Source organism: Rhizomonospora bruguierae (assembly GCF_018397995.1).
Classification (GTDB): Bacteria; Actinomycetota; Actinomycetes; order Mycobacteriales; family Micromonosporaceae; genus Rhizomonospora; species Rhizomonospora bruguierae.
Genome location: NZ_BBQH01000029.1, coordinates 13,503 through 37,766, shown reverse-complemented (window position 1 = coordinate 37,766; position 24,264 = coordinate 13,503). Strand labels below are relative to the sequence as shown.

The 24,264-nt window shown below is 74.4% G+C and carries 22 protein-coding genes and 2 pseudogenes; 6 read left to right on the top strand and 18 right to left on the bottom strand.

Annotated features, from left to right (window positions below; genetic code table 11):
- Position 1: 1 nt before the first annotated feature.
- Positions 2–385, bottom strand: coding sequence for a response regulator (locus tag KJS59_RS16470; RefSeq protein ID WP_213453780.1), 384 nt, complete (start codon positions 383–385; stop codon positions 2–4).
- 162 nt (positions 386–547) lie between these two features.
- Between KJS59_RS16470 and KJS59_RS16465 the strand changes: the two genes are divergently transcribed.
- Complete coding sequence (locus tag KJS59_RS16465; RefSeq protein WP_213453779.1) at positions 548–2,206, top strand: sensor histidine kinase; 1,659 nt, start codon at positions 548–550, stop codon at positions 2,204–2,206.
- A gap of 4 nt (positions 2,207–2,210) precedes the next feature.
- Here KJS59_RS16465 and KJS59_RS16460 read toward each other — a convergent pair whose 3' ends face one another.
- Both KJS59_RS16460 and KJS59_RS16455 read right to left on the bottom strand, forming a co-directional pair.
- Positions 2,211–2,450, bottom strand: a complete 240-nt coding sequence (locus KJS59_RS16460) for a hypothetical protein (protein ID WP_213453778.1) — start codon at positions 2,448–2,450, stop codon at positions 2,211–2,213.
- A gap of 122 nt (positions 2,451–2,572) precedes the next feature.
- Entirely contained in the window at positions 2,573–2,986 is a 414-nt protein-coding gene (locus tag KJS59_RS16455; protein ID WP_213453777.1) for a VOC family protein, read from the bottom strand.
- A 260-nt stretch (positions 2,987–3,246) separates the two neighbouring features.
- Here KJS59_RS16455 and KJS59_RS16450 point away from each other — a divergent pair, with 260 nt between their 5' ends.
- A complete protein-coding gene (locus tag KJS59_RS16450; protein ID WP_213453776.1) occupies positions 3,247–4,104 on the top strand; it encodes a sigma-70 family RNA polymerase sigma factor in 858 nt (285 codons plus the stop codon).
- Positions 4,105–4,256: 152 nt separating this feature from the next.
- Here KJS59_RS16450 and KJS59_RS16445 read toward each other — a convergent pair whose 3' ends face one another.
- The 3 genes from KJS59_RS16445 to KJS59_RS16435 form a co-directional block, all read right to left on the bottom strand.
- Positions 4,257–6,053, bottom strand: a complete 1,797-nt coding sequence (locus tag KJS59_RS16445; protein WP_213453775.1) for a glycoside hydrolase family 6 protein — start codon at positions 6,051–6,053, stop codon at positions 4,257–4,259.
- Positions 6,054–6,408: 355 nt separating this feature from the next.
- Positions 6,409–7,125: a response regulator transcription factor gene (locus tag KJS59_RS16440; RefSeq protein ID WP_213453774.1), complete on the bottom strand. Its 717-nt coding sequence runs from the start codon at positions 7,123–7,125 to the stop codon at positions 6,409–6,411.
- 192 nt (positions 7,126–7,317) lie between these two features.
- A complete protein-coding gene (locus KJS59_RS16435; protein ID WP_213453773.1) occupies positions 7,318–8,403 on the bottom strand; it encodes a UDP-N-acetylmuramate dehydrogenase in 1,086 nt (361 codons plus the stop codon).
- 70 nt (positions 8,404–8,473) lie between these two features.
- Between KJS59_RS16435 and KJS59_RS16430 the strand changes: the two genes are divergently transcribed.
- Both KJS59_RS16430 and KJS59_RS16425 read left to right on the top strand, forming a co-directional pair.
- Positions 8,474–9,238, top strand: a complete 765-nt coding sequence (locus tag KJS59_RS16430; protein ID WP_213453772.1) for a maleylpyruvate isomerase family mycothiol-dependent enzyme — start codon at positions 8,474–8,476, stop codon at positions 9,236–9,238.
- A gap of 98 nt (positions 9,239–9,336) precedes the next feature.
- A complete protein-coding gene (locus tag KJS59_RS16425; RefSeq protein ID WP_213453838.1) occupies positions 9,337–10,341 on the top strand; it encodes a LacI family DNA-binding transcriptional regulator in 1,005 nt (334 codons plus the stop codon).
- 58 nt (positions 10,342–10,399) lie between these two features.
- On the opposite strand, the gene KJS59_RS16420 is transcribed toward KJS59_RS16425, so the two are convergent.
- The 11 genes and pseudogenes from KJS59_RS16420 to KJS59_RS16370 form a co-directional block, all read right to left on the bottom strand.
- Complete coding sequence (locus KJS59_RS16420) at positions 10,400–10,912, bottom strand: O-acetyl-ADP-ribose deacetylase (RefSeq protein ID WP_213453771.1); 513 nt, start codon at positions 10,910–10,912, stop codon at positions 10,400–10,402.
- Positions 10,913–10,922: 10 nt separating this feature from the next.
- Positions 10,923–11,602 (bottom strand): annotated as a pseudogene (locus KJS59_RS16415) (EI24 domain-containing protein).
- Positions 11,603–11,616: 14 nt separating this feature from the next.
- The gene (locus KJS59_RS16410; RefSeq protein ID WP_213453770.1) at positions 11,617–12,354 is read right to left on the bottom strand and encodes an alanyl-tRNA editing protein; all 738 of its coding nucleotides are present in this window, start codon (positions 12,352–12,354) and stop codon (positions 11,617–11,619) included.
- A gap of 10 nt (positions 12,355–12,364) precedes the next feature.
- Positions 12,365–13,252, bottom strand: coding sequence for an alpha/beta fold hydrolase (locus KJS59_RS16405; RefSeq protein WP_213453769.1), 888 nt, complete (start codon positions 13,250–13,252; stop codon positions 12,365–12,367).
- On the bottom strand, positions 13,249–13,560 hold the full coding sequence (locus KJS59_RS16400; RefSeq protein ID WP_213453768.1) for a DUF2516 family protein: 312 nt from the start codon (positions 13,558–13,560) through the stop codon (positions 13,249–13,251). The genes KJS59_RS16405 and KJS59_RS16400 overlap by 4 nt, the downstream gene beginning before the upstream one ends.
- 61 nt (positions 13,561–13,621) lie before the next feature.
- Entirely contained in the window at positions 13,622–14,197 is a 576-nt protein-coding gene (locus tag KJS59_RS16395; protein ID WP_213453767.1) for a hypothetical protein, read from the bottom strand.
- A 20-nt stretch (positions 14,198–14,217) separates the two neighbouring features.
- Positions 14,218–14,586, bottom strand: a pseudogene (locus tag KJS59_RS16390) (helix-turn-helix domain-containing protein); the annotation flags it as partial.
- A gap of 100 nt (positions 14,587–14,686) precedes the next feature.
- Entirely contained in the window at positions 14,687–15,646 is a 960-nt protein-coding gene (locus KJS59_RS16385) for an asparaginase (protein ID WP_213453765.1), read from the bottom strand.
- Positions 15,647–15,667: 21 nt separating this feature from the next.
- Positions 15,668–16,513: a BKACE family enzyme gene (locus KJS59_RS16380; protein WP_213453764.1), complete on the bottom strand. Its 846-nt coding sequence runs from the start codon at positions 16,511–16,513 to the stop codon at positions 15,668–15,670.
- Positions 16,514–16,532: 19 nt separating this feature from the next.
- A complete protein-coding gene (ygfZ, locus tag KJS59_RS16375) occupies positions 16,533–17,591 on the bottom strand; it encodes a CAF17-like 4Fe-4S cluster assembly/insertion protein YgfZ (protein WP_213453763.1) in 1,059 nt (352 codons plus the stop codon).
- A complete protein-coding gene (locus KJS59_RS16370; protein ID WP_249714288.1) occupies positions 17,588–18,019 on the bottom strand; it encodes a Fur family transcriptional regulator in 432 nt (143 codons plus the stop codon). Before KJS59_RS16370 ends, ygfZ begins: the two co-directional genes overlap by 4 nt.
- Positions 18,020–18,177: 158 nt before the next feature.
- Here KJS59_RS16370 and KJS59_RS16365 point away from each other — a divergent pair, with 158 nt between their 5' ends.
- Complete coding sequence (locus KJS59_RS16365; RefSeq protein ID WP_249714286.1) at positions 18,178–19,131, top strand: aminotransferase class IV; 954 nt, start codon at positions 18,178–18,180, stop codon at positions 19,129–19,131.
- A 32-nt stretch (positions 19,132–19,163) separates the two neighbouring features.
- Here the strand turns inward: KJS59_RS16365 and KJS59_RS16360 are convergent, their stop codons facing one another.
- Entirely contained in the window at positions 19,164–19,679 is a 516-nt protein-coding gene (locus KJS59_RS16360) for a winged helix-turn-helix domain-containing protein (RefSeq protein WP_249714284.1), read from the bottom strand.
- Between the two features lie 223 nt (positions 19,680–19,902).
- On the opposite strand from KJS59_RS16360, the gene KJS59_RS16355 reads away from it, so the two are divergent.
- Positions 19,903–24,240, top strand: coding sequence for a S8 family serine peptidase (locus KJS59_RS16355; protein WP_213453760.1), 4,338 nt, complete (start codon positions 19,903–19,905; stop codon positions 24,238–24,240).
- The last annotated feature ends 24 nt before the right edge of the window (positions 24,241–24,264 follow it).

Sequence of the window (24,264 nt, the reverse complement as noted above, 5' to 3'; positions counted from 1 at the left end):
CTCATCCGGCCAGCGATTCGGCCACCGCGGCGACCAGCGCCTGCGACGTGAACGGCTTTTCCAGCAGGCGGGCGTCGACGCCGACCAGTCCCTTGTCGACGGCCACCTCCCGGGGCAGCCCCGAGACGAACAGGATCCGGGTCTGCGGGCTCAGGCCGGTCACCGAACGGGCCAGGTCCCCGCCGCTGCGGCCGGCCAGGCCGAGGTCGGTCAGCAGCAGGTCGATCCGGCCGGCGTGGCTGGCCGCGAGCGACACCGCCTGGTCCGGCCCGGCGGCCTGCAGGGTCGCGAAGCCCCGCCGCTCGAGCATCCGGCGCATCGCCTCGCGCAGGTCCTCCTCGTCGTCCACCAGCAGCACGGTGGCCCGGGTCGCCGCCTCGATCATCCCGACCCTCCTTCCCGACGACTCCGAGGCTAGAGCGGATCATGAGGATTCGCGGGCAAATTGCGGATTAGCCGGGTACGAGGGGATCACTGTGGTATGTGCGGCCTATCGCGCCTTGCCGGTCGGGACGGGCCCGGCCCCACCATCCCTCGGGTACCACCGGTGCGCAGCGCCGCGGCGCGGTGGGGCTCCACAGCAGACCTCGGATCGACTGGTACGCTCCTTTCGCCCCGATTTAGGCGCTCAGGGTGGGGCGCCTACCCCGGTTCAGGAGGGGCCGCGCTGGAACTCGGCCACCGGCCGCGCCGGCTATCCGCCCTGCTCGCCGTCGCGGCGGGCGCGGCGATCGCCGCCGCCGGCCTGCTCGTCCTCGGCGCCTGGTGGCAGAAGCACCAGGCGGCGGCCGACGCTGCCCGGCCCCCGGCGCCCGGACCCGCCGGCACGCTCGCTCTGACCCTCGGCGGCACCGCCCTGTACCTGCTCGCGCCCGGTGACCCCGGCCGGTACCGCCGCCTCGCCGGGCAGGCCGCCGCCCTGGCCGCGCTCGTGACCGCGGTCGCCGGCGTGCTGGCGGGCGGCGACACCCGTAACCTCGGCCGCTCGCTGGCCGTGCTGCTCGCCACCGGCGCCGTCGCCGCCCTGGCCGGCCCAGCCGGCCGGCTGGGCCACCTGTCCGGCGCGCTCGGTTCGGCCGCCGCCACGGTGGCGCTGGTCGCGTTCGCCGGCTTCGCCTTCGGCGCGGCCGACCCGCACCGCCGCGCACCCCTGCTGCTCATGCCGCTGCCCACGGCCGCCGGCGCGCTGGTGCTCGCGGTGGGCGCCACGCTCGCGCGGACCGAACGCGGGTCGGCCAGTGCCTTCACCGGCGGCGGTCCGGGTACCGCGATGGCCCGCCGGCTCGCGCCCGCCCTGCTGCTCCTGCCGTTCGCCGCCGCCGGTCTGAGCGCCGCAGGCACCCGGACCGGCCTGCTTGACCCGGCCACCGCGATCGCCGCCGGCACCGTGCTGGCCGCGCTCGCGCTGGCCGGGGTCTTCGGGGCCGCCGTACGGCGGCTCAACGCCGAGGGCGCGCACCAGGAGGCCCTGCTCGCCCGGGTGCGCGCGGAGCGGGACCTCGCCCGCTCGCACCGGTGCGCCAAGGAGGGGCAGGCCGCCCGGGCCGACGCGCCGGAGCGGGCCGGCCCGCTCACGAGCGACCTGATGGTCCACGTCTCGCACCAGATGTCCCAACCGCTCAGCTCCAGCGCCAGCCTGGCCGAGCTGCTCGTCAGCGACTGGGCGGAGCTGCCGGACGGCGCGCGGCGGGAACTGGCCACGAAGATCGACCGGAACACCCGCCGGCTGGCCGCGATGATGCGCGACCTCACCCTGCTGTTCCGGCTGGCCGCCGGCAAGGTCACCACCCGGCCCGCGCCGGTGCCGGTGGCCGAGGTGGCGCAGTCGGTCATCGACGCGCTGCCCGAGCCGGTCACCCCGGTCCACAACGGCGTGGCCGGGGACCTGTACGCGCTGGTCGACCGGGACCACCTGGCGCAGATCCTGCGCAACCTGCTGGCGAACGCGGTCCGGCACGGCGAGCCGCCGGTCGGGGTCGAGGCGCGGGAGGACCGGGCGGGCGTGGTCATCACGGTCCGCGACCACGGCGCGGGCATCCCGCCGGAGCGGCTGGCCGGCCTGTTCGACCGGTTCGCGCACGGCGGCGGGCTGGGGCTCCACATCGCACGGCACCTGGCCGAGGCCAACGGCGGCACGGTCGGGTACGAGCCGGGCGAGCCGCGGGGCGCGTGTGTGCGCGTCCGGCTGCCCCGCAGGCCCGCCTGACCGGCTACGGGTTGCCGTACAACTCGGCGACGATCCCCAGCGCCCATCGCATCCGCCGCGCCGCCACGTCCGGATGCTCGCCGTACTCGTACGCGACCGCTGCGCTGCACCCTCGTACGCCGTATGCCCGGACCGCGTCCCGGATCGCGGCGTCGGCGCGGGACCGGTCCAGCACGGCGCCGGTCGGCGCGGTGGAGACGGCGAGCGCCTCGGCCCGCGCCGTGAACAGCAGGAATCGAGACACCGTGCCACCTCTCTGGTCCGCCGCCCGTCCACGGGCGAGCGGTTGTGCCCCCCGGAGGAGAAACGGTTGCGGACCGGATATGGTGATCGGCTCCCGGCACGGCATCACATCATGTGCCCGGCTCAGGGTTGGGACTGGCTGATGTTGACCATCCACGGGATGCCGAAGCGATCGACGCAGGCACCGAACTCGTCGCCCCACACCTGCTTCTCCAGCGGCACCATCACCGTCCCGCCGTCGGACAGCCGCTCCCAGTACCCGCGGAGCAGGTCGCCGTCGTCGCCGCTGAGGCTGACCGTGATGTTGTCCCCGATCGTGCGGGACATGCCGGGCGGCGTATCCGAGGCCATCAGCGTGAAGCCGTTCTCCGTCGCCAACTGCGCGTGCATGATGTTGTCGGCGATCCCCGGTTCGGGGCTGCCGACCTCGCCGAACGTGCTCATGCGCAGCTCGCCGCCGAAGATGCCCTGGTAGAACTCCATCGCCTGGCGCGCCTCGTCGCCGAAGCTGAGGTAGGGGTTGAGCCGGGTAGCCATCGGAACCTCCTTGGTCCGTGCTTTGCCGTGCGGACTGACCCCAGCAGGCTAGGCGCCGGGTCTGACATCGCGCGCGGAAACGGGCGGGTCGCACCCGGTGGCGGCCCGCCCGCGGGTCGGCGGAGCGGGTGCGGGGCCGGAACGGCGGCCGCAACCGTCGCGCAACCGTTCATGACCAGACGCCACACCCACGGTCACGGAACGTTCTCTCATCCGGCTCGGCCCGCTCGACGCGGGCCCGCCGCCGCAAAGGGGAACGCATGACCGTGAGGACCGCCGCCACTCCGATCGGCCGCCCGCAGGAGGACCTGATCCAAAACAACGTGGCGCTCGTCGGGCACCTGGTCCGGGAGCTGATCGGCCGGGTCCCCGCGCACGTCAACCGGGACGACCTGACCTCCGCCGGCCTGATGGCGCTGGTCGGCGCGGCGCGCTCGTTCGACGCGGGGCGCGGGATCCCGTTCGCCCGGTTCGCCACTGCCCGCCTCCGGGGCGCGCTGCTGGACGAGCTGCGCAGCCTGGACTGGGCCAGCCGCTCGGTACGGCACCGGGCCCGGCGCACCGACACCGCCCGGCAGGAGCTGACCGGGGCGCTGGGGCGCACCCCGACCACCGCCGAGCTGGCCGGGTACCTGGGCGTCGGCGCCGACGAACTGGACGCGGTGGAGGAGGACGTGCAGCGGGCCGTGGTGCTCAGCCTCCAGGGTTTCACCGCCGGCGCGGCCGAGGACCTGGTCACCGAGCGCGCACCCGGTCCGGAGGAGACGCTGCTGCGCCGGGAGCGGATCGGCTACCTGCACGACGCCATCCAGGTACTGCCGGAGCGGCTCCGGATGGTGGTCACCCGGTACTTCCTCGAGGAGCGCCCGATGGCCCGGATCGCCGAGGAGCTCGGGGTCACCGAGTCCCGCGTCTCGCAATTGCGCGCCGAGGCCCTCGCCCTGCTCCGGGACGGCCTCAACGCCCAACTCGACCCGGAGCTGGTCACGGCGACCGAGCGCCCGGACGGCTGCGTGGCCCGCCGCCGCACCGCCTACTACGCCCGGGTCGCCGCGCGGGGCACCTTGCGCTCCCGGCTGGCCATGACGGACCAGTTGGGCCTGCCGGTCGCGGCCTGACGCGCGAACGGCACGCTGAGCGAGATCGACGCGCAGACCCGGCTACGACGCGGCGACACCGCCTCGTCGCCGACCTCCTCGACCGGCACAGGGGACGGGGCCCGGTGCTCGCGCACCGGGCCCCGCTCGCGTGCCGTCGACTGATCAGATGATCAGAGCGCCGGGTACGCGTTCCGCATGAGCTCCTGGAACTGGGCCGAGAACCAGTGGCCCGAAACCGGAGCGTTGGCCATCGCGCCGCTCTGGTTGTTGCCGTTGCGCTCGTTGCCACCGTAGGTCGGGTCGCACATCCGGTCGAAGCCCTTGCCCTCGTCGTTCGCGATGGCCGAGCTGGAGCCGTCCGACTCGCCCGGAGGCTTGATCCAGACGTACGCGTCGATGCCGGTGGCCGGGTTCGCCCGCGGCCGCTCGCCCAGGCCCGCACCGCTCTGGTTGCACCAGTTACCGGCGTGGATCCGCCGGTCGACGCGGGACTCGTTGACGAACTGGTCCACGGTGGTCGCCGTGCTCGCCTTGGTGGGCCGGTTCGGGCCGCCCCAGCCGTTGCGCGAGGTGTCGATCAGCATGCCGATGCTCTGCGGGAAGCCCACGTTCGTCAGCTTCGTCCGGAACGCCTGCGCGAACGTCAGCTCGTCCACGTAGTCGTTCCAGTCAACCCACTTCGACTGCCGCACGGACTGGCCGTTGACCTGGGTGTTGATGTTGAAGTACGGCTCGGTGAGCGCCGAGTAGTTCGCGGTGTCGGTGATGAAGCCGTCCACCGTGGCGAAGCCACCGGTGGCGCCGCGGACCGTCGAGGCGAACAGGTCGGCGGACGGGCCGAAGTTGTCGCTCCAGCCGATCCAGCCGTGGTGCGCCGCGTCGATGTAGTTGTAGATGTTGGAGCCGGCCGCGTGCAGCTTGCTCAGCGCGTACTGGACGCCCTGCACGTACGCACCGGAGCTCTGCGCCTCGGCACACGCCGCCACGTTGGTGTTCGTGATCAGGTTCGGCAGCGAGTCGATCTCGATGATGTTGATGATCCGGATGTTCCGGTACTTCGAGTCCGCCTGGATCGCGGCGATCGGGTCGATGTACTCGGTCTTGTACCGGTTGATGCCGTTCTCAGAGACCTTCAGCTCGCCGTTCGAGGCCAGCGCCGAGCAGTCCCGGTTCGGCAGGTCGTAGATCACGAACTGGATGTAGCCGGCACCCTGGGCGACGGCCTCGTCCAGGTGCGCCCGCATGCCGCGGGCACCCGGGGTGCCGTTGATCGCGGCGATCCGGTCCATCCACACGCCGGTCGGGGTGTTGGAGACCCGGCTGCCGCCCGTCTCCGCGTCCGCCTTGGCCTTCCAGTCGGGGTTCACGTAGCCCTTGGCACCGGCGTACGGGTTGTCGACGTGGGTGCCCTGCGGCGGGTTGGTGGTGGGGCCACCCGTGGGCGGGTTGGTGGTCGGGCCACCCGTCGGCGGCCTCGTGGTCGGGCCACTCGTGGGCGGGTTCGTGGTCGGCGGCCGCGTGGTCGGCCCGGTGGTCGGCGTGCTGCCGTTGCAGGTCACGCCGTTCACACTGAACGAACTCGGGGTGACCGCCGAGCCGTTGGCCAGGAAGCCGACGCCGGTGACCGAGCCGCCGTTGGGGACGCTGCCGTTCCACGACTCATTGCCGACCGTGACCGTGGTCCCGCTCTGCGACCACTTGCCGCTCCAGCCCTGGGTAACCTGCTGGCTACCGGACCAGGTCCACTTGAGCTGCCAGGACGTCCACGCGTCGCCGACGTTCCTGATCGTCACGTCGCCCTGGAAGCCGCCCTGCCAGGAGTTCGTAATCGTGTAGGTGACGCTGCACCCCGTGGCAGCGGCGGCCGGCAGTGCCGGGAGCACCGCCAACCCACCCGCACCTAGCGCGGCAGCCGCCGCGGTAATGGCGAGCTTTCCTCGCCGGGTGCGACTCGAGACGAGTCTCATGCTTCTTTCTCCTGTTTCGTCGCTTACGCCGGGGCGGACGCCCAGGCAAGCCGGCACTCGGACGCGGATCTGGACGAATCGCGCCACCGGCACACCGAAGAAGTAGCCCGCCCTACCCGGACGGCAGGCTGGAAGAGTCCGATCGACACGGTCCACGGTGGCGGACCGCGCCGCGAAGGGCTCGCACTACGGGCGGCTGAGCCGACCGCATGCCCTGGCAAACCCCACTCGCATGGCTCCCGGATGCGACGTCAAAGAGTCTTGCATGGGAGGGCTCCCATACACAAGCATCGCTGCCCTTGACCCTTTCGCCCGCCCGATCCCCACCCGCCCACCAGCCCGTTGCGTGCCGGGCTCAGGCCCGCGCGGCCCGGCCGGACGGCTGGTTCGGCGGGCGCCGGTACCGGTACCCGAAGCCGCGCACCGACTCGACCGGCGAGTCCTCCGGGTCGGACCAGCCGAGCTTGCGCCGCAGCCGCAGCACCGCGAACTTGACCCGCTCCTGGCCGATGCCGGTCGGGTCGTCCCACGCCTGGGTCAGCAGCTGGTTCGGCGACAGCACCGCCCCGGCGTGCCGGAGCAGCGCGTTGAGCAGCCGGAACTCGGTCGGCGTCAGGCGCACCTCGCGCCCGGAGACGTACACCCGGCGCTGGGTCGGGTCCAGGTGCACCAGCCCGTCGTCGTAGATCTGACTGGCCCAGGTGGCCGAGCTGCCGGACCGGCGCAGCAGCGCCTCGACCCGGGCCAGCAGCTCCGCGTTGGCGAACGGCTTGGTCAGGTAGTCGTCGGCGCCGGCGCGCAGCCCGCGCACCTTCTCCGTCTCCTGGCCGTGCGCGGTCAGCATCAGGACCGGCACGTCGCTGAGGTCGCGCAGCCGCTCCAGCACCTGCCAGCCGTCCATTTCGGGCAGACCGACGTCCAGCACGACCAGGTCCGGGTGCTCGGCGTACGCCTCCCGCAGCCCCGCACGGCCGTTGCCGGCGTGGGACACGTCGTACCCCGCCCGGGTGAACAGCATCCGCAGCGCGAGCGTGAGGTCCGGATCGTCCTCGACCAGCAGCAGGTGGCTCACGTGGCCAGCTCCCCTCCGGCAGCCTTCTCCGGGCCCGGCCGGCTCAGCCGGGCCCGCGGGCCGGAGCCCGAATCGCGGCGCCATGAATCCACGGGTCTGTCGCCCCCACGATGGGACTCTTATGGATTATCGCCGGGTTTGCCCGTATCGGTGTATTTTAGCGGGCTGCCTTCGCGACCCGGCGACCGCGCGCTACACCCCGCAGCCGATCAGCACCGGTTCCGGGTGCAGGGTGACGCCGAACCGGTCGCGAACGCCGTCCCGGATCTCCCGGGCCAGCCGCAGCAGCGCGGCGGTCGAGCCCGCACCCCGGTTGGTGAGCGCGAGCGCGTGCTTGCCGGAGACGGCCACGCCGCCGGCGCCGCCGTCCGCGCCCAGGTAGCCCTTCGTGAACCCGGCCCGGTCGATCAGCCAGGCGGCGCTGACCTTCACCACCCCGTCCGGCGCCGGCCAGGAGGTGGGCTCCTCGTCGCCGGTCCGCTCCCGGAACGCCGCGAAGGCCGCCGCGTCCAGCACCGGGTTGGTGAAGAACGACCCCACCGACCAGGTGTCCCGATCGTCCGGGTCCAGCACCATGCCCTTGCCGGCGCGCAGCGCGAGTACCGCCCGGCGGGCGTCCTCCAGCGGGACCCGATCGCCGACCGCCACACCCAGGACACGGGCCAGTTCCGCGTACCGGACGGGGGCCGAGCGCCCGTCCACCGCCAGCCGGAACCGCACCGACAGCACCACCCACCGGCTGCTGCGCTTGAACACGCTGGCCCGGTACCCGAAGCCGCACTCCGCGGGGGTCATCGTCACCACGTCGCCGAGCACCCGGTCGTACGCCCGGACCGAGGCGATCGTCTCCGCGACCTCCTGCCCGTACGCGCCGACGTTCTGGATCGGGGTGGCACCGGCCGAACCGGGGACGCCGGACAGGCACTCCACGCCCGACCAGCCCCGCCGCACGGCGGTGTGTACCACGTCGTCCCACGGCTCGCCGGCGGCCACCTCGACGGTCACCCGGCCGGCGGACTCCTCGACGACCTCGATCCCCCGCGAGCGGACCAGCACCACCGTGCCCGGGAAGCCGGCGTCGCCGATCACCACGTTGCTCCCGCCGGCCAGCACGAGCACCGGGTCCTCGGCGGCGACGGCGCGCACGATCGCGGCCTCGTCGGCGGCGGTCACGAGCCCTGCGGCCGGGCCGCCCAGGCGCAGTGTCGTGTACCGGGACAGCGGAACGGGCGCATACGGGTCGGCGGCGGCGGGCCTTTCGGCACTAACGTCGGACACGCCACTCACCCTAGGCTGGTGCGGTGGCGAGCCCGCCCTCGGCGGGTCCGGCAGCGGCGGGAGGAACGCGATGACCAGGTTGCACGGCGCCAAGGACTTCTGGCTGGCCGGCCTGCGCGCCGAAGGGCCGGTGCTGCGCGCGGCGGCGACGGCCGCCGGAGCGCAGACAGCCGTACCAACCTGTCCCGGTTGGACGATTGATCACCTGATCCGGCACGTGGCCGGCTGCTACCGATGGGTCGGGCAGCACGTCACCCGGGGGGAGGTCAGCCGCCCGCCGGAGGAGCGCTCGGATCAGCCACCCGAGGACGCCTCCGGTGACCCCATCGAGTGGTTCGACGCGGAGTTCGTGGCGCTGCTGCGCCTGCTGGACGGCCTCGACCCCGAACTGCCCGCCTGGAACTGGGCGCCGCAGACCAAGAAGGCCGCGTTCTGGCACCGCCGGATGGCGCACGAGACGGCGGTACACCGCTGGGACGCCCAGATGGCGGCCGGTCAGGCGGAGCCGGTGGAGGCCAAGCTCGCCGCCGACGGGGTCAGCGAGGTGCTCGACACCTGGCTGCCCGCCGGGCGCCGCCGGGCGCCGGCCGGAGTGCACGGCGTGATCCACCTCGTCGCCACGGATGCCAGCGAGGAGTGGTTCGTGCGGCTGCGCGGCGCGGGCGTCGCGCTGCTGGACACCGGCACCCTGCTGGACACCGACGACCCGCACCCGCGCGCCCATGCCGCCGGCACCGCCAGCGACCTGCTGCTCGCCCTCTACGGCCGGGTGCCGTTCGAGGTGCTCACGGTGGCCGGGCAGGCCGGCCTGCTGGAGGCGCTGCGCACGGGGTGATCGGGCCTTTCCCGGCCGCCGATCGGTCATATCGGCCGATACCCCCCGCCGGGCGGCACCAAACGGCGGGCGGCTGGCCGTAAGGTCATGGCATGGCGATGCTCGGGGGCCGGCCAACCCTGGAAGAGGTGGCGCTGCGCGCCGGCGTGTCCCGGGCCACCGTCTCCCGGGTCGTCAACGGCTCGACCACGGTCGCCGAACCCATCCGCGATGCGGTGCTGCGCGCCGTCGAGGAACTCGGCTACGTGCCCAACCAGGCCGCCCGCAGCCTGGTCACCCAGCGCACCGACTCGGTCGCCCTGATCCTGCCGGAGACCCCCAACCGGGTCTTCTCCGACGACCAGTTCTTCCCCGGCATCATCCGCGGCGTCAGCCAGGAACTGGAGGCCGTGGACAAGCAACTCGTGCTCATGATGGCCGGCTCCACCGCCAGCCACGGCCGGGTCGAGCGGTACGCGCTGGCCCGCCACGTGGACGGCGTCCTGTTCGCCTCCATGCACGGCATCGACCCGCTCCCGGGCACCCTCGCCCGGATGGGCATGCCGGTCGTGTGCAGCGGCCGGCCGCTCGGCCGGGACACGGTCCCGTACGTGGACGTGGACCACGTCGGCGGCGTGCGCACCGCGGTCGGCCACCTGATCGCCAGCGGCCGCCGCCGGATCGCCACCATCGCCGGCCCGCTCGACATGGTCGCCGGCGTGGACCGGCTCACCGGGTACCGGGAGGCGCTGGCCGAGGCGGGGCTGCGCTGCCTGGTCGCCAGCGGGGACTTCACCCGCGAGTCCGGGCACACCGCCATGCGCCAGCTGCTCGTCGACGACCCCGACCTGGACGCGGTCTTCATCGCCTCCGACCTGATGGCGCACGGCGCCCTGCGCGCCCTGAAGGCGGCCGGGCGCCGGATACCGGAGGACGTCGCGGTGATCGGCTTCGACGACATCGAGCTGGCCCGCTACACCGACCCGCCGCTGTCCACGGTCCGCCAGCCGATTGTGGAGATCGGTCGCCGGATCGCCCGCCAACTGCTGTGGCTGGCCGCCGGCGAGGAGGTCGACCGGGAGGTCATCCTCCCCACCGAACTCATCCTCCGCGACACCACCTGACCCACGGCGCCGCCAGGTGAGCGGTCACGCGGCGCCGCCAAGCAGCACCGTCAGCCGGTCATGCCGGGGCTACCCGGCGGGCGGTCTCGTAGGCCGCGCGCCCGTGCAGGACCAGGCGGGCCTCGCGCACGCTGCCCGGTTCGGCCGAGCGCAGGCCGGCGAGGGCCTGCCGGACCGCGTCCGCCATTGGCCAGCCGTAGATGCCGGCGGAGACCAGCGGGAAGGCGACCGTCTCGGCGCCAAGGTCGTTCGCCACCGCCAGCGAGCGCCGGTAGCAGGATCGCAGCAGGGCCGAGCGGTCCTCCCGATCCGTCCACACGGGACCGACGGTGTGGATGACCCAGCGGGCGGGCAGGTTGCCGGCCGTGGTGGCGACGGCCTCCCCGACCGGCAGACCGCGGGCGTACTTCCCGGCCCGCAGGGCGCGCGTCTCGGCGAGGATGACCGGGCCGCCGGCCGCGTGGATGGCGCCGTCCACGCCGCCCCCGCCGAGCAGGGACGAGTTGGCGGCGTTGACGACCGCGTCGACGTGCTGGACGGTGATGTCGCCCTCGACCAGGGTGATCTCCACTCGCGGAAGGCTACGCGTCCGCGGTGAGGAGCCGGCGCGCGAGCAGCGTCCCGCCGGCCACGGCGGCAGGGGGCAGCAGGAGGGCGCCGAACGGGACGAGGAGGCACAGGAACACGGCGACGCCGAAGCCGAGGGCGACCGGGCGGTGGGCGCGCAACGCGCGGCGGCGATCGGCCAGGCGCAGCCCGCGGCGCTGGAACGGCAGGTCGACCAGTTCGACGGCCAGCAGCCACCCGGCGACCCCGGCGCAGCGCAGCGCCGAGGCTGCGCCCGAGCGAGCGGTACCAGGGCACCTCGACCGCGGCGGGGACGCCGCCGTGCCAGTCCTCCACCACCTCGCTGATCTTCGCGTAGAACGGGTCGCCGACCAGCAGCGTGACCGCCGTGAACGCGAGCACCGCGAGCAGGGCGCCGACGCCGGGCAGGGCCACGCCGGCGGCCACCCGTACCGTGCCGCGCCAACCGGTGGACCAGTCGTCGGCGAACCGGGTGACCAGGGCGGCCAGGTCGTCCGCGTACGCGACGAGGACGCTGAAAGCGGTGCGGAACAGCGCGGTGGAGATGACGGTCGGGAGGATGCCGAGCAGGAGCAGCCGGGGGGGTGCCACCGTAGGCGCGCACGCCCTGGGCGAGCAGACGGATCCCGGCGGCGAACTCGCGAACGGCCCCGGGACGGGCTTCGGGTACCACGGACGGCGGACCGCTCAGTCCGCCAGCCGCACCCGGACCCGCCGGTTGGCCCGCCCCTTGCTCTCCACCTTGACCACCCGGACCTTGCCGATCTGCGCCGTGGACCCGACGTGCGTGCCGCCGTCCGCCTGCACGTCCAGGCCGACGATGTCGACGATGCGGATCTCCTGCTCCGCCGGCGGGATCAGGTTGGCCTGGGTGCGGATGATGTCCGGGATGGCCAGCGCCTCGGTCCGCGGCAACACCCGCACCGCCACCGAGCGGTCGGCGGCGACCTCGGTGTTCACCAACTCCTCCAGGCGGGCCTTGAAGTCCGCCGGCACCTGCGGCAGGTTGAAGTCCATCCGGGCCTCGCCGGGTTCCATGTTGCCGCCGGTGACCAGCGCGCCGAAGTCCCGGAACACCACGCCACACAGGACGTGCAGCCCCGAGTGGGTACGCATGAGCAGCGTCCGGCGGGCGTCCTCGACGGCGCCGGTCACCTGGGCGCCGACCGGCGGCAGCGGGTCACCCTCCACCGGGATGAGGTACAGGTCGTCGCCCTTGCGGGTGCCGGCGACGCGGGTCTGCACGCCCTGCCAGAGCAGCACGCCGTGGTCCGGGGGCTGGCCGCCGCCGCCCGGGTAGAACGCCGACCGATCGAGCACGATGCCCCGCTCCGGGTCGACCTCCAGCACCGTGCACGGCCACTCGCGCACCGTCGGGTCGGCCAGGTCGAGCCGCTGCGTGCGGCCATGCTGCGTCACGCCCATGGCGGGCACCCTACTCGTTGAGGAAACCCGAGATCCGCTCGCGCAGGTCGGCCCGGTGGGTCCAGACCACGCCGGGCCGGTCGTAGACGACCAGCGTCGCGGCGGGCAGCGCGGCGGCGAGCCGCTCGGCCACCGGAAGCGGGTGCAGGTCGTCACCCGCACAGGCGATCACCAGCGCCGGCGCCCGGACGGCGGCCAGCGGCGCCGGGTCGGCGACCGCCACCTGGTCCGGCAGGTCGGCCAGCGCCTCGGCGAGGCCGTCCCGGGTGAGCTGGTCGAGGCGCTGGCGCAGGTAGGCCCAGCCGGCCGGGGTGTTGCGCACCTGGGGCGGCGCCTCCAGCGTGACCGCGTCGGCCAGCGCCGAAATGTCACCCTCGCGGGTGGCCGCCAGCAGCGCGGCCAGCCGGGCCCGGGACGCCGTGGGGCGGGGCTGGTCCAGCACGGCGGGCAGGAAGAACACCAGCCGGTCGAACCGGTCCGGACTGTCCACCAACAACCGGCACAGCGCGCCCGCGCCCATGCTGACCCCCACCGCGCGGGTGGCGCCGGAGAGGTCAGCGACCGCGCGCAGGTCCCGCGCGAGGTCCGCGTAGCTCCAGGGGCCGGGCGGAGCGGCGGAGCGGCCGTGCCCCCGGAAGGCGAAGAAGACCTTGCGACCACCGACCGCGCTGCCCAGCGGGCGGGTGTCGGCGATGCCGCCGGCCAGCCCGTGCGCGAACACGGTCACCGGTTCGCCGCCGCCGGTGACCAGCCGCTCCAGCGCGACCCCGTGCGGGGTGGCGAGCAGGTCGGTGGGCGGCTCGGGGAGCACCGGGCGGCCCGAGCGCGGGCCGCTGGGACCCGGCCCGTACGTCCGCGGCCCGCCGTCGGGCGGCGGCGGCCAGCGGAAGTCCCTCACCACATCCCGCGGCCGTCGGCGATGTCGCGCAGGCCCGGCCGGACGTCCAGCAGGTAGATGAGCGCCGCGGCGATGCCGATCAGGCCGAACACGCTGATCGTGCCGAACAGGTACGGGAAGCCGAGCAGCGTGCAGATGCCGATGATGGCCAGCCAGGCCGGCTTGGGCAGGGTGCCGATCGCGGGGAACGCCTCGGCGCGCTGGGTGAGCGCGTGCACGAACGCCGTGATGCCGAGGACGACCGCGCACAGGAACAGCAGCCAGCTGACGTAGTACACGACCACCGGGGCGAAGATTGGCGCAGCCATGCCAGCAAGCTTATGCCGGCCGGGCCCGGCGCCGGGGTGCGGCGTCGGGCCCGGCGTGGGCTCAGCTCTCGGCCGGCTTGCTCTTCTTGGCGGCACTGGACTTCGCCGGCTTGGCCGGCGCCTCGCCGGCGGTCGCGGCCGGGGCGGTGGCGGGCTGCTCGACCGCGGGCCGCTCGGCAGCGGGCAGTTCGGCGGGGGCCGTCGCGGCGTCCACCTCGGCCACCGTGTCGTCGGTCACCGTCTCGGCGGCGTCGCCGATCACCAGCGCGCCCCGGGCGACCAGGTCGCCGTACACGGCGGCGGCCTTGGCCTGGGCGGCCTGCGCGGCGGCGGTGACCGCGGCGGCATTGCGCCGGGCCAGCGCCCGCAGCCGGTCCACGTCCACGTCGAGGTCCCAATCGGTCTCGGCAGCGCGCTGGCGCAACCCGGCGGCCCGCTCGCGGGCCCGCTCGCGCAGCTGGACGCCGCGCTCGCGCAGGTGTGCGCCGCGCCCGCGCAGCTCGGCGCCGTTCTCGACGGCCCGGCCGCTCAGCTCGTCGACCAGCGCCGGCAGCTTGCGCAGCTGCTGGTAGGCCAGGTCACCGACGCCGGCGGCGGCGTACAGCGGGGCGGGGATTCGGTTCTTCGGCTCGGTCATGGCTTCTTCTCCTCCTCGGCCGCGTCGGCGGCCTCCTGTTCCACGCGGGCGTTCTCCCGCCGGAACGTCTCGTAGATCTGGGTCAGCGACTGCTTCTGCGCGAGGGTCAGGTGCGGGTCGGCCGCGATGGCGGCCGGCACCTCCTGACCCTCCTTCGGGTCCAGCAGGCCGGCACGCAGGTACATGACCGGGGTGGAGACCCGCAGCGCGCTGGCGAGCTGCTGGAGCACCTCGGCGCTGGGCTTGCGCAGCCCCCGCTCGATCTGGCTCAGGTACGGGTTGCTGACCCCGGCCTGCTCGGCGAGCTGGCGCAGCGAGATGCGCGCGTTGCGGCGCATGTCCCGGATGAACGCGCCGATGTCGCGGGGCAGATCCTTGGATGTGGCCACGCCTCGACGCTAACCCCGACTGCTAGCTCCTGCAAGCAGTTCGCTAGCGGGAGCTAGCGTGGCGTCCCACACAGATCACCCGCGCGGGCGAGCGGCGTCCCTACAGCGCGATCGGGCGGACCGCGCCGACCCGGCGCCCACCGCCGTGGACGGGCGTCTCGCGCAGCCCCTCGGGCGCCTCGACGCCCAGGCGGGACAGGGCGGCGGCGGTCACCGGCACGCTCGCCCGGTGCGCGCCGTCGTCGATCTTCACGGCGACCGCGCCGGCGCCCGGCACCGCGACCACCCACACACCCTCGGCACCGCCCTTGGCCAGCGCGCCCGGCACACCGGCCATCAGCACGGCGTCCGGCTCGCCGGTGCCGGAAACCAGTACCGGGTACCCCCGCATCGCGTCCACGACGGTGCGCTCCGCGGAGCCGGGCTCGGCGCCCACCAGACGCAGGAACGCGGTCGCCAGCCCGGTCAGGGACGCGGCGGTGACCACCGCGCCGCAGCCGTCCACGCCGCACGGCGGCTCGCCGGGGGCGCCGGTGAACTCCGCGACCGTCTCGACCAGCAGGCGCTGGAGCGGGTGCCCCGGATCGGCGTACCCCTCCGTGGGCCAGCCGGCGCCGAGGCAGGTCAGCAGCATGCCGGCGTGCTTGCCGGAGCAGTTCATCGCGATCCGGGCCCGGGTGCCGCCAGCGGCCAGGTACGCCTCCCGCGCCTCCTGCCCGCCCGGCAGATCCGGCGGGCAGGCGAGGGCGTCCTCGGTGAGCCCGCCGCTGCGCAGCAGGGCCGCGACCCGCTCCAGGTGCACCGGCTCGCCCCGGTGGCTGGCCGCCACCATGGCCAGGTCCGCCGCGTCACACAGCCGCAGGCCGGCGCGGAGCATGCCGACCGCCTGCATGGGCTTGTTGGAACTGCGCGGGAAGATCGGCCCCTGCACGTCGCCGGCCGTGAACACCGGCGCGCCGGACGCGTCCAGCACCACCAGCGACCCCCGGTGCACGCCCTCGGTGAAGCCGGAGCGGACCACCTCGGCCAGCGGGACGCCACCCGCGTAGATCTTGCCCATGCGGGCGAAGCTACCCGCCGGTCAGCGCGCCCCGGTGGCCGGGATGCCGAGCAGTGACCTGGCCGCGTCCGCCCCCATCGGCGGGCGCTGGGCGAGCTGGGCGAAGCCGACGGCACGCGCCACGAGCTGCATGTTCGAGTCGACCGGCTGACCCTTGGCGTACGTGATGGTGTCCTCCATCCCGACCCGCAGGTGCCCGCCGGTGGCCAGCGACGCGAGCAGCACCGGGATGGTGCTGCGCCCGATGCCGGTCGCCGAGAACGTGGTGCCCTCCGGCAGGTCGCGCATGGCCTGCCGGCACGCCACCAGCGCCTGCGCGGTACCCGGCATGCCGCCCGGGACGCCCATCACCAGGTCCACGTGGACGTGGCCGCCGAACGGCAGCCCGTACCGGTCCAGCAGGCGCTGGAGCGAGGTCAGGTGGCCCAGGTCGAAGATCTCGTACTCGGGGACGATCCGCCGCTCCCGCATCCGGGTGTGCAGGTCGACGATGAACTCCCAGCGGTTGGCGAACACGCCGTCGCCGAAGTTGACCGTCCCCATCGTGCAGGACGCCATGTCCGGCCCCGCGTCGAGCACCGCCAACCGGTCCGCCTCCGGATCGGTGACCGCGCCGCCGCTGGACAGCTGCACGATCAGCCCGGTGGCGGCGCGCAGCGCGGCGACCGTCTCGCGCAGCCGGCCCTGGTCCAGCGTGGGCCGGGCCTGGTCGTCGCGGATGTGCACGTGGATGACGGCGGCGCCGAGCGCCTCGCACTCCTTGGCGGTGGCGACGAGCTCGTCCAGGGTGACCGGCAGCGCGGGCACGTCGGCCTTGCTGGACTCCGCCCCGGTGGGGGCGACCGTGATCAGGGTTCCGGCGCTCATGCCGGCACCTTACGCCCGCCTACGGTTCGATGGCCGCCACGCTGTCGCCGATGCGCAGGTCGGCGTCGTCGGGCACGTTGCGCTTGACCAGGGCCAGCGCGATCGGGCCCAGCTCGAAGTGGGTCACCGCCGTGCCGACGAAGCCGACCGCGCGCCCGTCCGCCGTGTGCACGGCCGTGCCCGGCGCCGGCGGGCGGTCGGTCGCCACGCCGTCCAAGTGCAGCAGGACCAGGCGCCGCGGCGGTCGGCCCAGGTTGTGCACCCGGGCCACCGTCTCCTGGCCGCGGTAGCAGCCCTTGTCCAGGTGCACGGCGGACCGGGGCCACTCCACCTCGGCGGGGATGGTCCGGTGATCGGTCTCGAAGCCCTGGCGGGGTACCCGGGCCGCCACGCGCAGCGCCTCGTACGCCCACAGGCCCGCCGGGGGCACGCCCAGCCGCTCGTACACGGCGGCCACGCTGGCGCGCGGGACGAGCAGGTCCACGCCCAGGCGGGTGCGGCGCGCCCAGCCGCCGGAGTCGAGCTGGCGCACCGGGTACAGGATGCTGGGCCGGGCCGGCACGGCGCCGGCGGGGAACTTCGGGCCCGGCACCGGGAGCGCGTCGGGCTCGGCCAGCTCCAGGCCGAGCGCCTCGGCGGCGCGCGGGCCGGCGAGGGTGAGCAGCGCCCAGTCCGCGGTGGCGTCGCGGGGCTCGACCCGGGTCAGGAAGCGCATCTTCGCCAGGAACGCCAGCAGCTCGCCGGCGCTGGCCGGCTCCACGTCCAGCCAGGTCGTCTCGCCGTCCTCGGCCACCATCGCGTGCTGCTCGACGTGCCCGTGCGGCGAGAGCACCAGCAGTTCGGTGCCCTGCCCGGCGCGCAGGTCGGACAGGTGCTGGCTGGTGAGGCTGTGCAGCCAGGCCGCCCGCTCCGGCCCCGGCACCGCGAGCACCCCCCGGTGCGACCGGTCGACCAGGGCCGCCTCCGTGGCCAGCAGGCGCTGCTCGCGCAGCGGGTCGCCGTAGTGCGCGGCGACGCCCGCGTCCCGCGAGGCGGGGTCCACGGCCGCCACCGGCACCGCACCCGGAATCTCGATCATTCGTCCCCCTCGCCGCTCCCGCAGCCGCCGCACCGGCCGAACAGGGCGACGTGGCCGATGTCGACCAGGAAGCCGTGCTGCCGGCGCAGCGCCGACGCCAACGGCTGCAACAGCTCCGGCGGCAGCTCCTGTATTCCCCCGCAGCCCCGGCAGACCAGGTGCACGTGCTGGTCGTCATCCGCGGCGTGGTACGTCGGCGCCCCGTGCGACAGGTGCGTGTGGGTCACCAGGCCGAGCTCCTCGAGCAGCTCCAGTGTCCGGTACACGGTGGTGATGTTGACGCCGGGCGCGATCCGGCCGACCGCGACGTGCACCTGCTCCGGCGTGGCGTGGCCCAACGCCCGGACGGCGTCGAGGACCAGTTGGCGAGGGGCGGTCATCCGCAGTCCGCGCGAGCGGAGCACGGCCGCCAGCGACGTTTCCGGCACCGTCCGATCATATGCGGGCCGGCCCGGCCGGGGGCGACCGGCGAGGTCGCGCCGCCCTGGTGCGGGGCCGGGGGGTTCCGGGGATGCCCCCGCCCAGGTTCCGGGCGCGTCTCGCGGGGGTTGCCGCGGGCGCCCCGCAGTGGTTTACGCTCCCCGGCGTGCCTGATCGCGTACTCGCCATCCCGGGCCGGGGCGTGGTCCCGGCCGACACCCCGGTGCTGCGCGCCGACGACCTCGGCGTCCTGCGCGGCGACGGGCTCTTCGAGACCGTGCACGTGCGCGGCGGCCGTCCCTGGCTGCTGGACGAGCACCTGGACCGGATGTCCCGCTCGGCCGCCCGACTCGGCATCCCGCTCCCCCCGGCCGCCGACCTGACCGCGCTCGCCGAGCAGGCGTGCACGGGCTGGGGCGCCGACGAGGGCGCCCTGCGCCTGGTCTGCACCCGCGGAGCGGAGCACGGCGACGGCACGCCCACCCTGTACGCGACCCTCAACCCGGTCGGCGAGGCGAGCCGGCGCGCCCGCCGGGACGGCATCCGGGTCCTGACCGCGTCCCTCGGCCTGGCCGCCGCCGCCCGGTCGCAGGCGCCGTGGCTGCTCGGCGGGGTCAAGTCCCTCTCCTACGCGGTCAACATGGCGTCCCTGCGCTGGGCCACCGAGTCCGGTGCCGACGACGTCCTCTGGGTCTCCGGCGACGGCTACCTGCTCGAAGCCCCGACCGCGAGCCTCGTGTGGCTGGACGGCGACACGCTCTGCACCGTCCCGGCCGAGGCGACCGGTATCCTGCCCGGCACCACCGCGCGGTGGCTCTGCGAGCACGCCGAGAAGCTCGGCTGGCAGGCGGAGGAGCGGATGGCCCGCCCGGCCGACCTGTTCCTCGCCGACGCCGCGTGGCTCGCCTCCTCGGTGCGGGGGCTCGCCGAGATCCGCACCCTGGACGGCACGGACCTGCCGCCGTCCGAGCACACCGCCCGGATCCAGGATCTGCTCGGCTTCGGAGTACCGGCCGCGGCCGAGGAGCCCGCGGCCGCGCCGACCGCCGTCGCGTCGCCCGCCGTCGCTCCGCCGGTCGAAGCCGCCACCGACGACGAGGGACCGACGGACGTTCCCTGACCCGGCGCGCCCGCCGGGGCGGGCGACCGGCCCTACGAACGGGTGGTGAGCCGGTAGCCGACGCCGCGGACGGTCTCGATGGCCGGCGTCGGGCCGCCGGTGGCGCTACCCGCGGGCAGGGACTCGGCGTCGGCGCCGATCGCGCGCAGCTTGCGGCGCAGGCGCTTCACCGCGGAGTGCAGGATCGACGAGTCGCCCAGGTAGGAGCCGCCCCAGACGGCGTCGAACAGGCGCTGGTAGGTCCAGACGCCGACCGGTCGGCTGGCGAGGCGGGCCAGCAGGTCGCGCTCGATGCGGGTGAGCGGGAGCCGGGCGCCGCGCCAGGTGACGGCGTGGGCGGCCGGGTCGACGGCGAGGTCGCCGAGGCCGGCCGCGTCCGGGTCGGACGGTGGGGGCGGTGGCGGCGGCGTGCCGAGGGCGGCGCGCAGTTCGGCGAGGTCGGCGCACAGCAGCACGGCGCCGCGGCCGTCGAGCTGCCGGACGACGCGTTCGCGCAAGTCGGGATCGGTCGATACGCAGACGACGAGCGGTAGGGTCGATTCCAGCACCGAGCCTCCCCAGGACGGCATGCTCCGCTCAGCCAACCCCGCGCCATCGACGTCGTCAACTACGTGTGCACAGTTTGCTGTCCGGCGGCCCGCAACCTGCCCGGAAACTGCCCGCCGAGCGCCATTGATGACCATGGACGGATGACCGGAGCATGACTTCCAGACCCCGCCGGTGCCGCCGGAGTCCCCCGGCGGCCAGGTGGGGGATGTGGGGAGGACGTCAATGCTACGCAGAACGATCGCGGTAGCCGCCGCGGCGCTCGTTGCCGCGACGGCGGTGACGGCGACACCGGGGGCGGCCGGCGCCGCGGATCCCAAGCCCGAAGTGGACAGACAGGTTCTGGCCGAGTTGGCGGCCAACGGCCACGCCGGGTTCCTGGTGTACCTACGGGACCGGGCGGACCTGAGCGGTACGAAGAAGATGCGGGACGCGGACGCCAAGGCGACCCAGGTGTACCGCACCCTGACCGCCACCGCCGACTCCAGCCAGCGCGACCTGCGGGCCGACCTGGACGCGAAGAAGGCGTCGTACCGCCCGTTCTGGATCAGCAACGCGATCTGGGTGGACGGCGACCGCTCCACCCTGGACCTGGTGACCGGGCACGCCGAGGTGGAGAAGGTCGTGCCGAGCCGGACGGTGCCGCGGGTGCAGCCGGTGAGCACCGCGCCGGCCGCCGGCAAGGACGCGATCGAGTGGGGCCTGACGAACGTCCAGGCGCCAAAGGTGTGGTCCGACTTCGGGGTGCGCGGCGAGGGGATCGTGGTCGCCAGCATCGACGGCGGGGTGCAGTACCAGCACCCGGCGCTGGTCGGCAAGTACCGGGGGAACCTGGGCGACGGCAGCTTCGACCACAACTACAACTGGTTCGACCCGTCCCACCAGTGCGCCACGGCCGCGCCGTGCGACGCCCCGGACGGGCACGGCACGCACACCATGGGCACGATGATCGGTGACGACGGCGCCGGCAACCAGATCGGCGTCGCGCCCGGCGCCAAGTGGATCACCGCCCGCGGCTGCGAGACGGACACCTGCAGCGACGCCGCCCTGCTGGCCTCGGGCCAGTGGATGGTGGCACCGACCGACCTGAACAACCTCACCCCCCGGCCGGACCTGCACCCCGACGTGGTGAACAACTCGTGGGGCGGCCCCGGCGGCGACCGCTGGTACGACGACATCGTGAACGCCTGGCTGGCGGCCGGGATCTTCCCGGTGTTCGCCAGCGGCAACTCGGGCCCCCGCTGCGGCAGCGCCGAGTCGCCGGGCGACTTCGCCGGCGCGTACTCGGTGGGCGCCTACGACTCGACCAACCGCGTGGCGAGCTTCTCCAGCCGGGGCTCCGCCTCGGCCAGCGAGATCAAGCCCAACATCTCGGCGCCGGGCGTCGCGGTGCGCTCCAGCGTGCCGGACGGGTACGCCACGTTCAACGGCACGTCCATGGCGGCGCCACACGTCTCCGGCGCGGTCGCGCTGATGTGGTCGGCGGCGCCGTCGCTCAAGGGCGACATCGCCGCGACCCGGCAACTGCTGGACGACACCGCCACCGACACCGAGGACCTGTCCTGCGGCGGCACCACCGACGACAACCAGGTGTACGGCGAGGGCCGGCTGAACGCGTTCGCCGCGGTGGAGGCAGCCCCGCGCGGCCCGGTGGGCCGGATCACCGGCGCGGTGACCGACTCCGGCGGCGGCAACCCGATCGCCGGCGTCACCGTGGCGGCCGGTGAGCGGTCCGTGACCACCGGGCCGGACGGCCGGTACACCCTGGTGCTGCCCCCGGGCGAGCACACCGTGACGGCCACCAGATACGGGTACGCCACGCTGAGCGCCACCGTGACGGTGACCGAGGGCGGCGCGGTCACCCGCGACTTCGCCCTGGTCGCGGTGCCGATGGTGACCGTCTCCGGCCGGGTGTCGGACGGCTCCGGGCACGGCTGGCCGCTGTACGCGAAGCTGGCGGTCGGCGACCGGCCCGGCGGACCGGTGTTCACCGACCCCGCCACCGGCCGGTACTCGTTCAAGGTGCCCGGCGGGGCCGGTTACCGCGTGACGGTGACCGCCCAGTACCCGGGCTACCAGGCCGTGACCGTCGACGTGCCGGTCGGCACCGAGGACCGGACGCAGGACATCGCGGTACCCGTCCTGCCCGAGTGCACGGCGCCGGGGTACGGGTTCGGCACGCTGCTGTCCCAGCCGTTCGACGGCACCACCACGCCCAGCGGTTGGAGCGTGGTGAACCGGAGCGGCACCGGTGGCTGGCAGTTCACCGACGACGGCAACCGGGGCAACCTGACCGGCGGCAGCGGCGGCTTCGCGATCGTGGACAGCGACCGCCTCGGCTCCTCGAACGCGCTGGACACGGACCTGATCACCCCGCCGATGGACCTGTCCGGCACCACCGCGCCGACGCTGCGGTTCAACAGCGACTACCGGGCCTTCTCCAACGGCTCGGCCGACGTGGACCTGACCACGGACGGCGGCGCCACCTGGACCACGGTGTGGCACTACACCACGCAGAGCCGGCGCGGGCCGGTGGTCGAGGAGGTGCCGCTCGCGGCGGCGGCGGGCGCGCCGGCGGCGCGGGTCCGCTTCCGGTACCAGGGCAACTTCGCCTGGTGGTGGCAGGTGGACAACGTCCAGGTCCTGGAGAAGGTCTGTACACCACGGCCGGGTGGCCTGGTGGTGGGCCTTACCACGGACAAGAACACCGGCGCCGCGCTCAACGGCGTCGCCGTGACGAGCCCGGACGCGCCGGGCGAGGCGGCCGTCTCGGCCGGCACGCCGGACGACGACGCCCTGGCGGACGGCTTCTACTGGCTGTTCTCCACGCTGTCCGGCGGGCACCCGTTCACCGCCACCAAGGCGCCGTACCAGGCGACCTCGAAGACCGTGAAGGTGGCCGCGAACGGCGCCACCCGGGCGGACTTCACGCTCGGTGCCGGCCGGATCGCGGTCACGGCCACCTCGGTGGAGTCGCACCAGCCGTTCGGCACGACCCGCAACACCACGATCAAGATCACCAACACCGGCAGCGCGCCGGCCGAGGTGGACCTGGTCGGGCGGGCCGGCACCTACGAACTGACCCGCCAGCCGGGGGCCCCGCTGGCCGAGCACAAGCTGCCGGGCGGCGCCAGCAAGGCGCGCGGCGACGGGTCCGGCGCCGCGGTGACCGCCGCGCCGTCGGCCGACTCGTCCTGGAAGCCGGTGCGGGAGTACCCGACGGCGAGCTACGACAACCAGGCCGCCACGCTGAACGGCAAGGTGTACTCGCTCGGCGGGGCCACCTCGGCCACCAGCCGCAAGGCGTACGTCTACGACCCGGGCACGGACACCTGGTCCGCGCTGCCGGACATGCCGAACGGGCGGTCGCAGCCGTCCGTGGCGGCGGTGAACGGGATGATCTACGCGATCGGCGGCTGGGGCGACTCGACCGAGCCGGTCGCCTCGGTGGACGCGTTCGACCCGGAGCAGGGGGCGTGGCACACCGTCGCCGGCGCCACCAACCCGGCGCCGCGGGCGGCGGCCGGCACCGCCGTCGCCGACGGCCAGATCTACCTGGTCGGCGGCTGCGTCACCGGGGCCTGCCCGGACTCCGACGACGTGGTGATCTTCAACCCGGCGACGGGCACCTTCCGCGCCGGCGCGAAGTACCCGCACCTCGGCTCGTACATCGGCTGCGGCGGCATCGGCGGCCAGGTGTACTGCGCCGGCGGCTCGACCACCGAGTCGTTCAGCGACGCGTACTCGTACGACCCGCGCGGCGACGCCTGGACCCGGCTGGCGGACATGCCGCTGGACCTGTGGGCGTCGCAGTACACGGCGGCGAGCGGCCTGCTGATCCTGGCCGGCGGCGTCACCGACGGGTTCGCCACGGTCACCAACCGGGCGGTGGCGTACGACCCGGAGACCGACACCTGGAGCGACCTGCCGAACGCGGCGGCCCCGGCCTACCGGGGCGCGGGCGCGTGCGGCGCCTACAAGATCGGCGGACGCGGGGCGGGCAACGCCGCCCAGGCGACCGTCGAGCGCCTCGGCGGGCTGGACCTGTGCGGCGAGGGCGCGGACGCGGATTGGCTGAGCAGCAACCCGGCCAGCTTCACCCTCGCGGCCGGCGCGTCCAGGTCGGTCAAGGTCACGCTGACCGCCACCCCGGACGCGGGCATCGAGCAGCCCGGCACCTACACCGCGTCCGTCGCGGTGCGGTCGGACACGCCGTACCGGACGCCGGCGATCGGCGTGACGATGGTCGTCTCGCCGCCGCCGAGCTGGGGCAAGATCCAGGGGACGGTGACGGGGGTGAGCTGCAACGGGGTCATCGTCCCGGTGCCGGCGGCGGTGCGGGTCAACCTGGCGTCCGTCCCGTACGGCGGGTACACGCTGATGGCCGACCAGAACGGCCGGTACGCCTACTGGGTCCCGAAGGGCCGGTACCAGGTGATCGTGGCGAAGGACGGCTGGATCCCGGAGGTGCAGACGCTGAAGATCGAGGCGGGCATCACCGCGACCCTGGACTTCGGCCTGGAACCGGTGCGGGCCTGCGCCGGCAGGGTCGGCGGGATCTGACCGCCGCGGGGGCCGCCCCGGCGG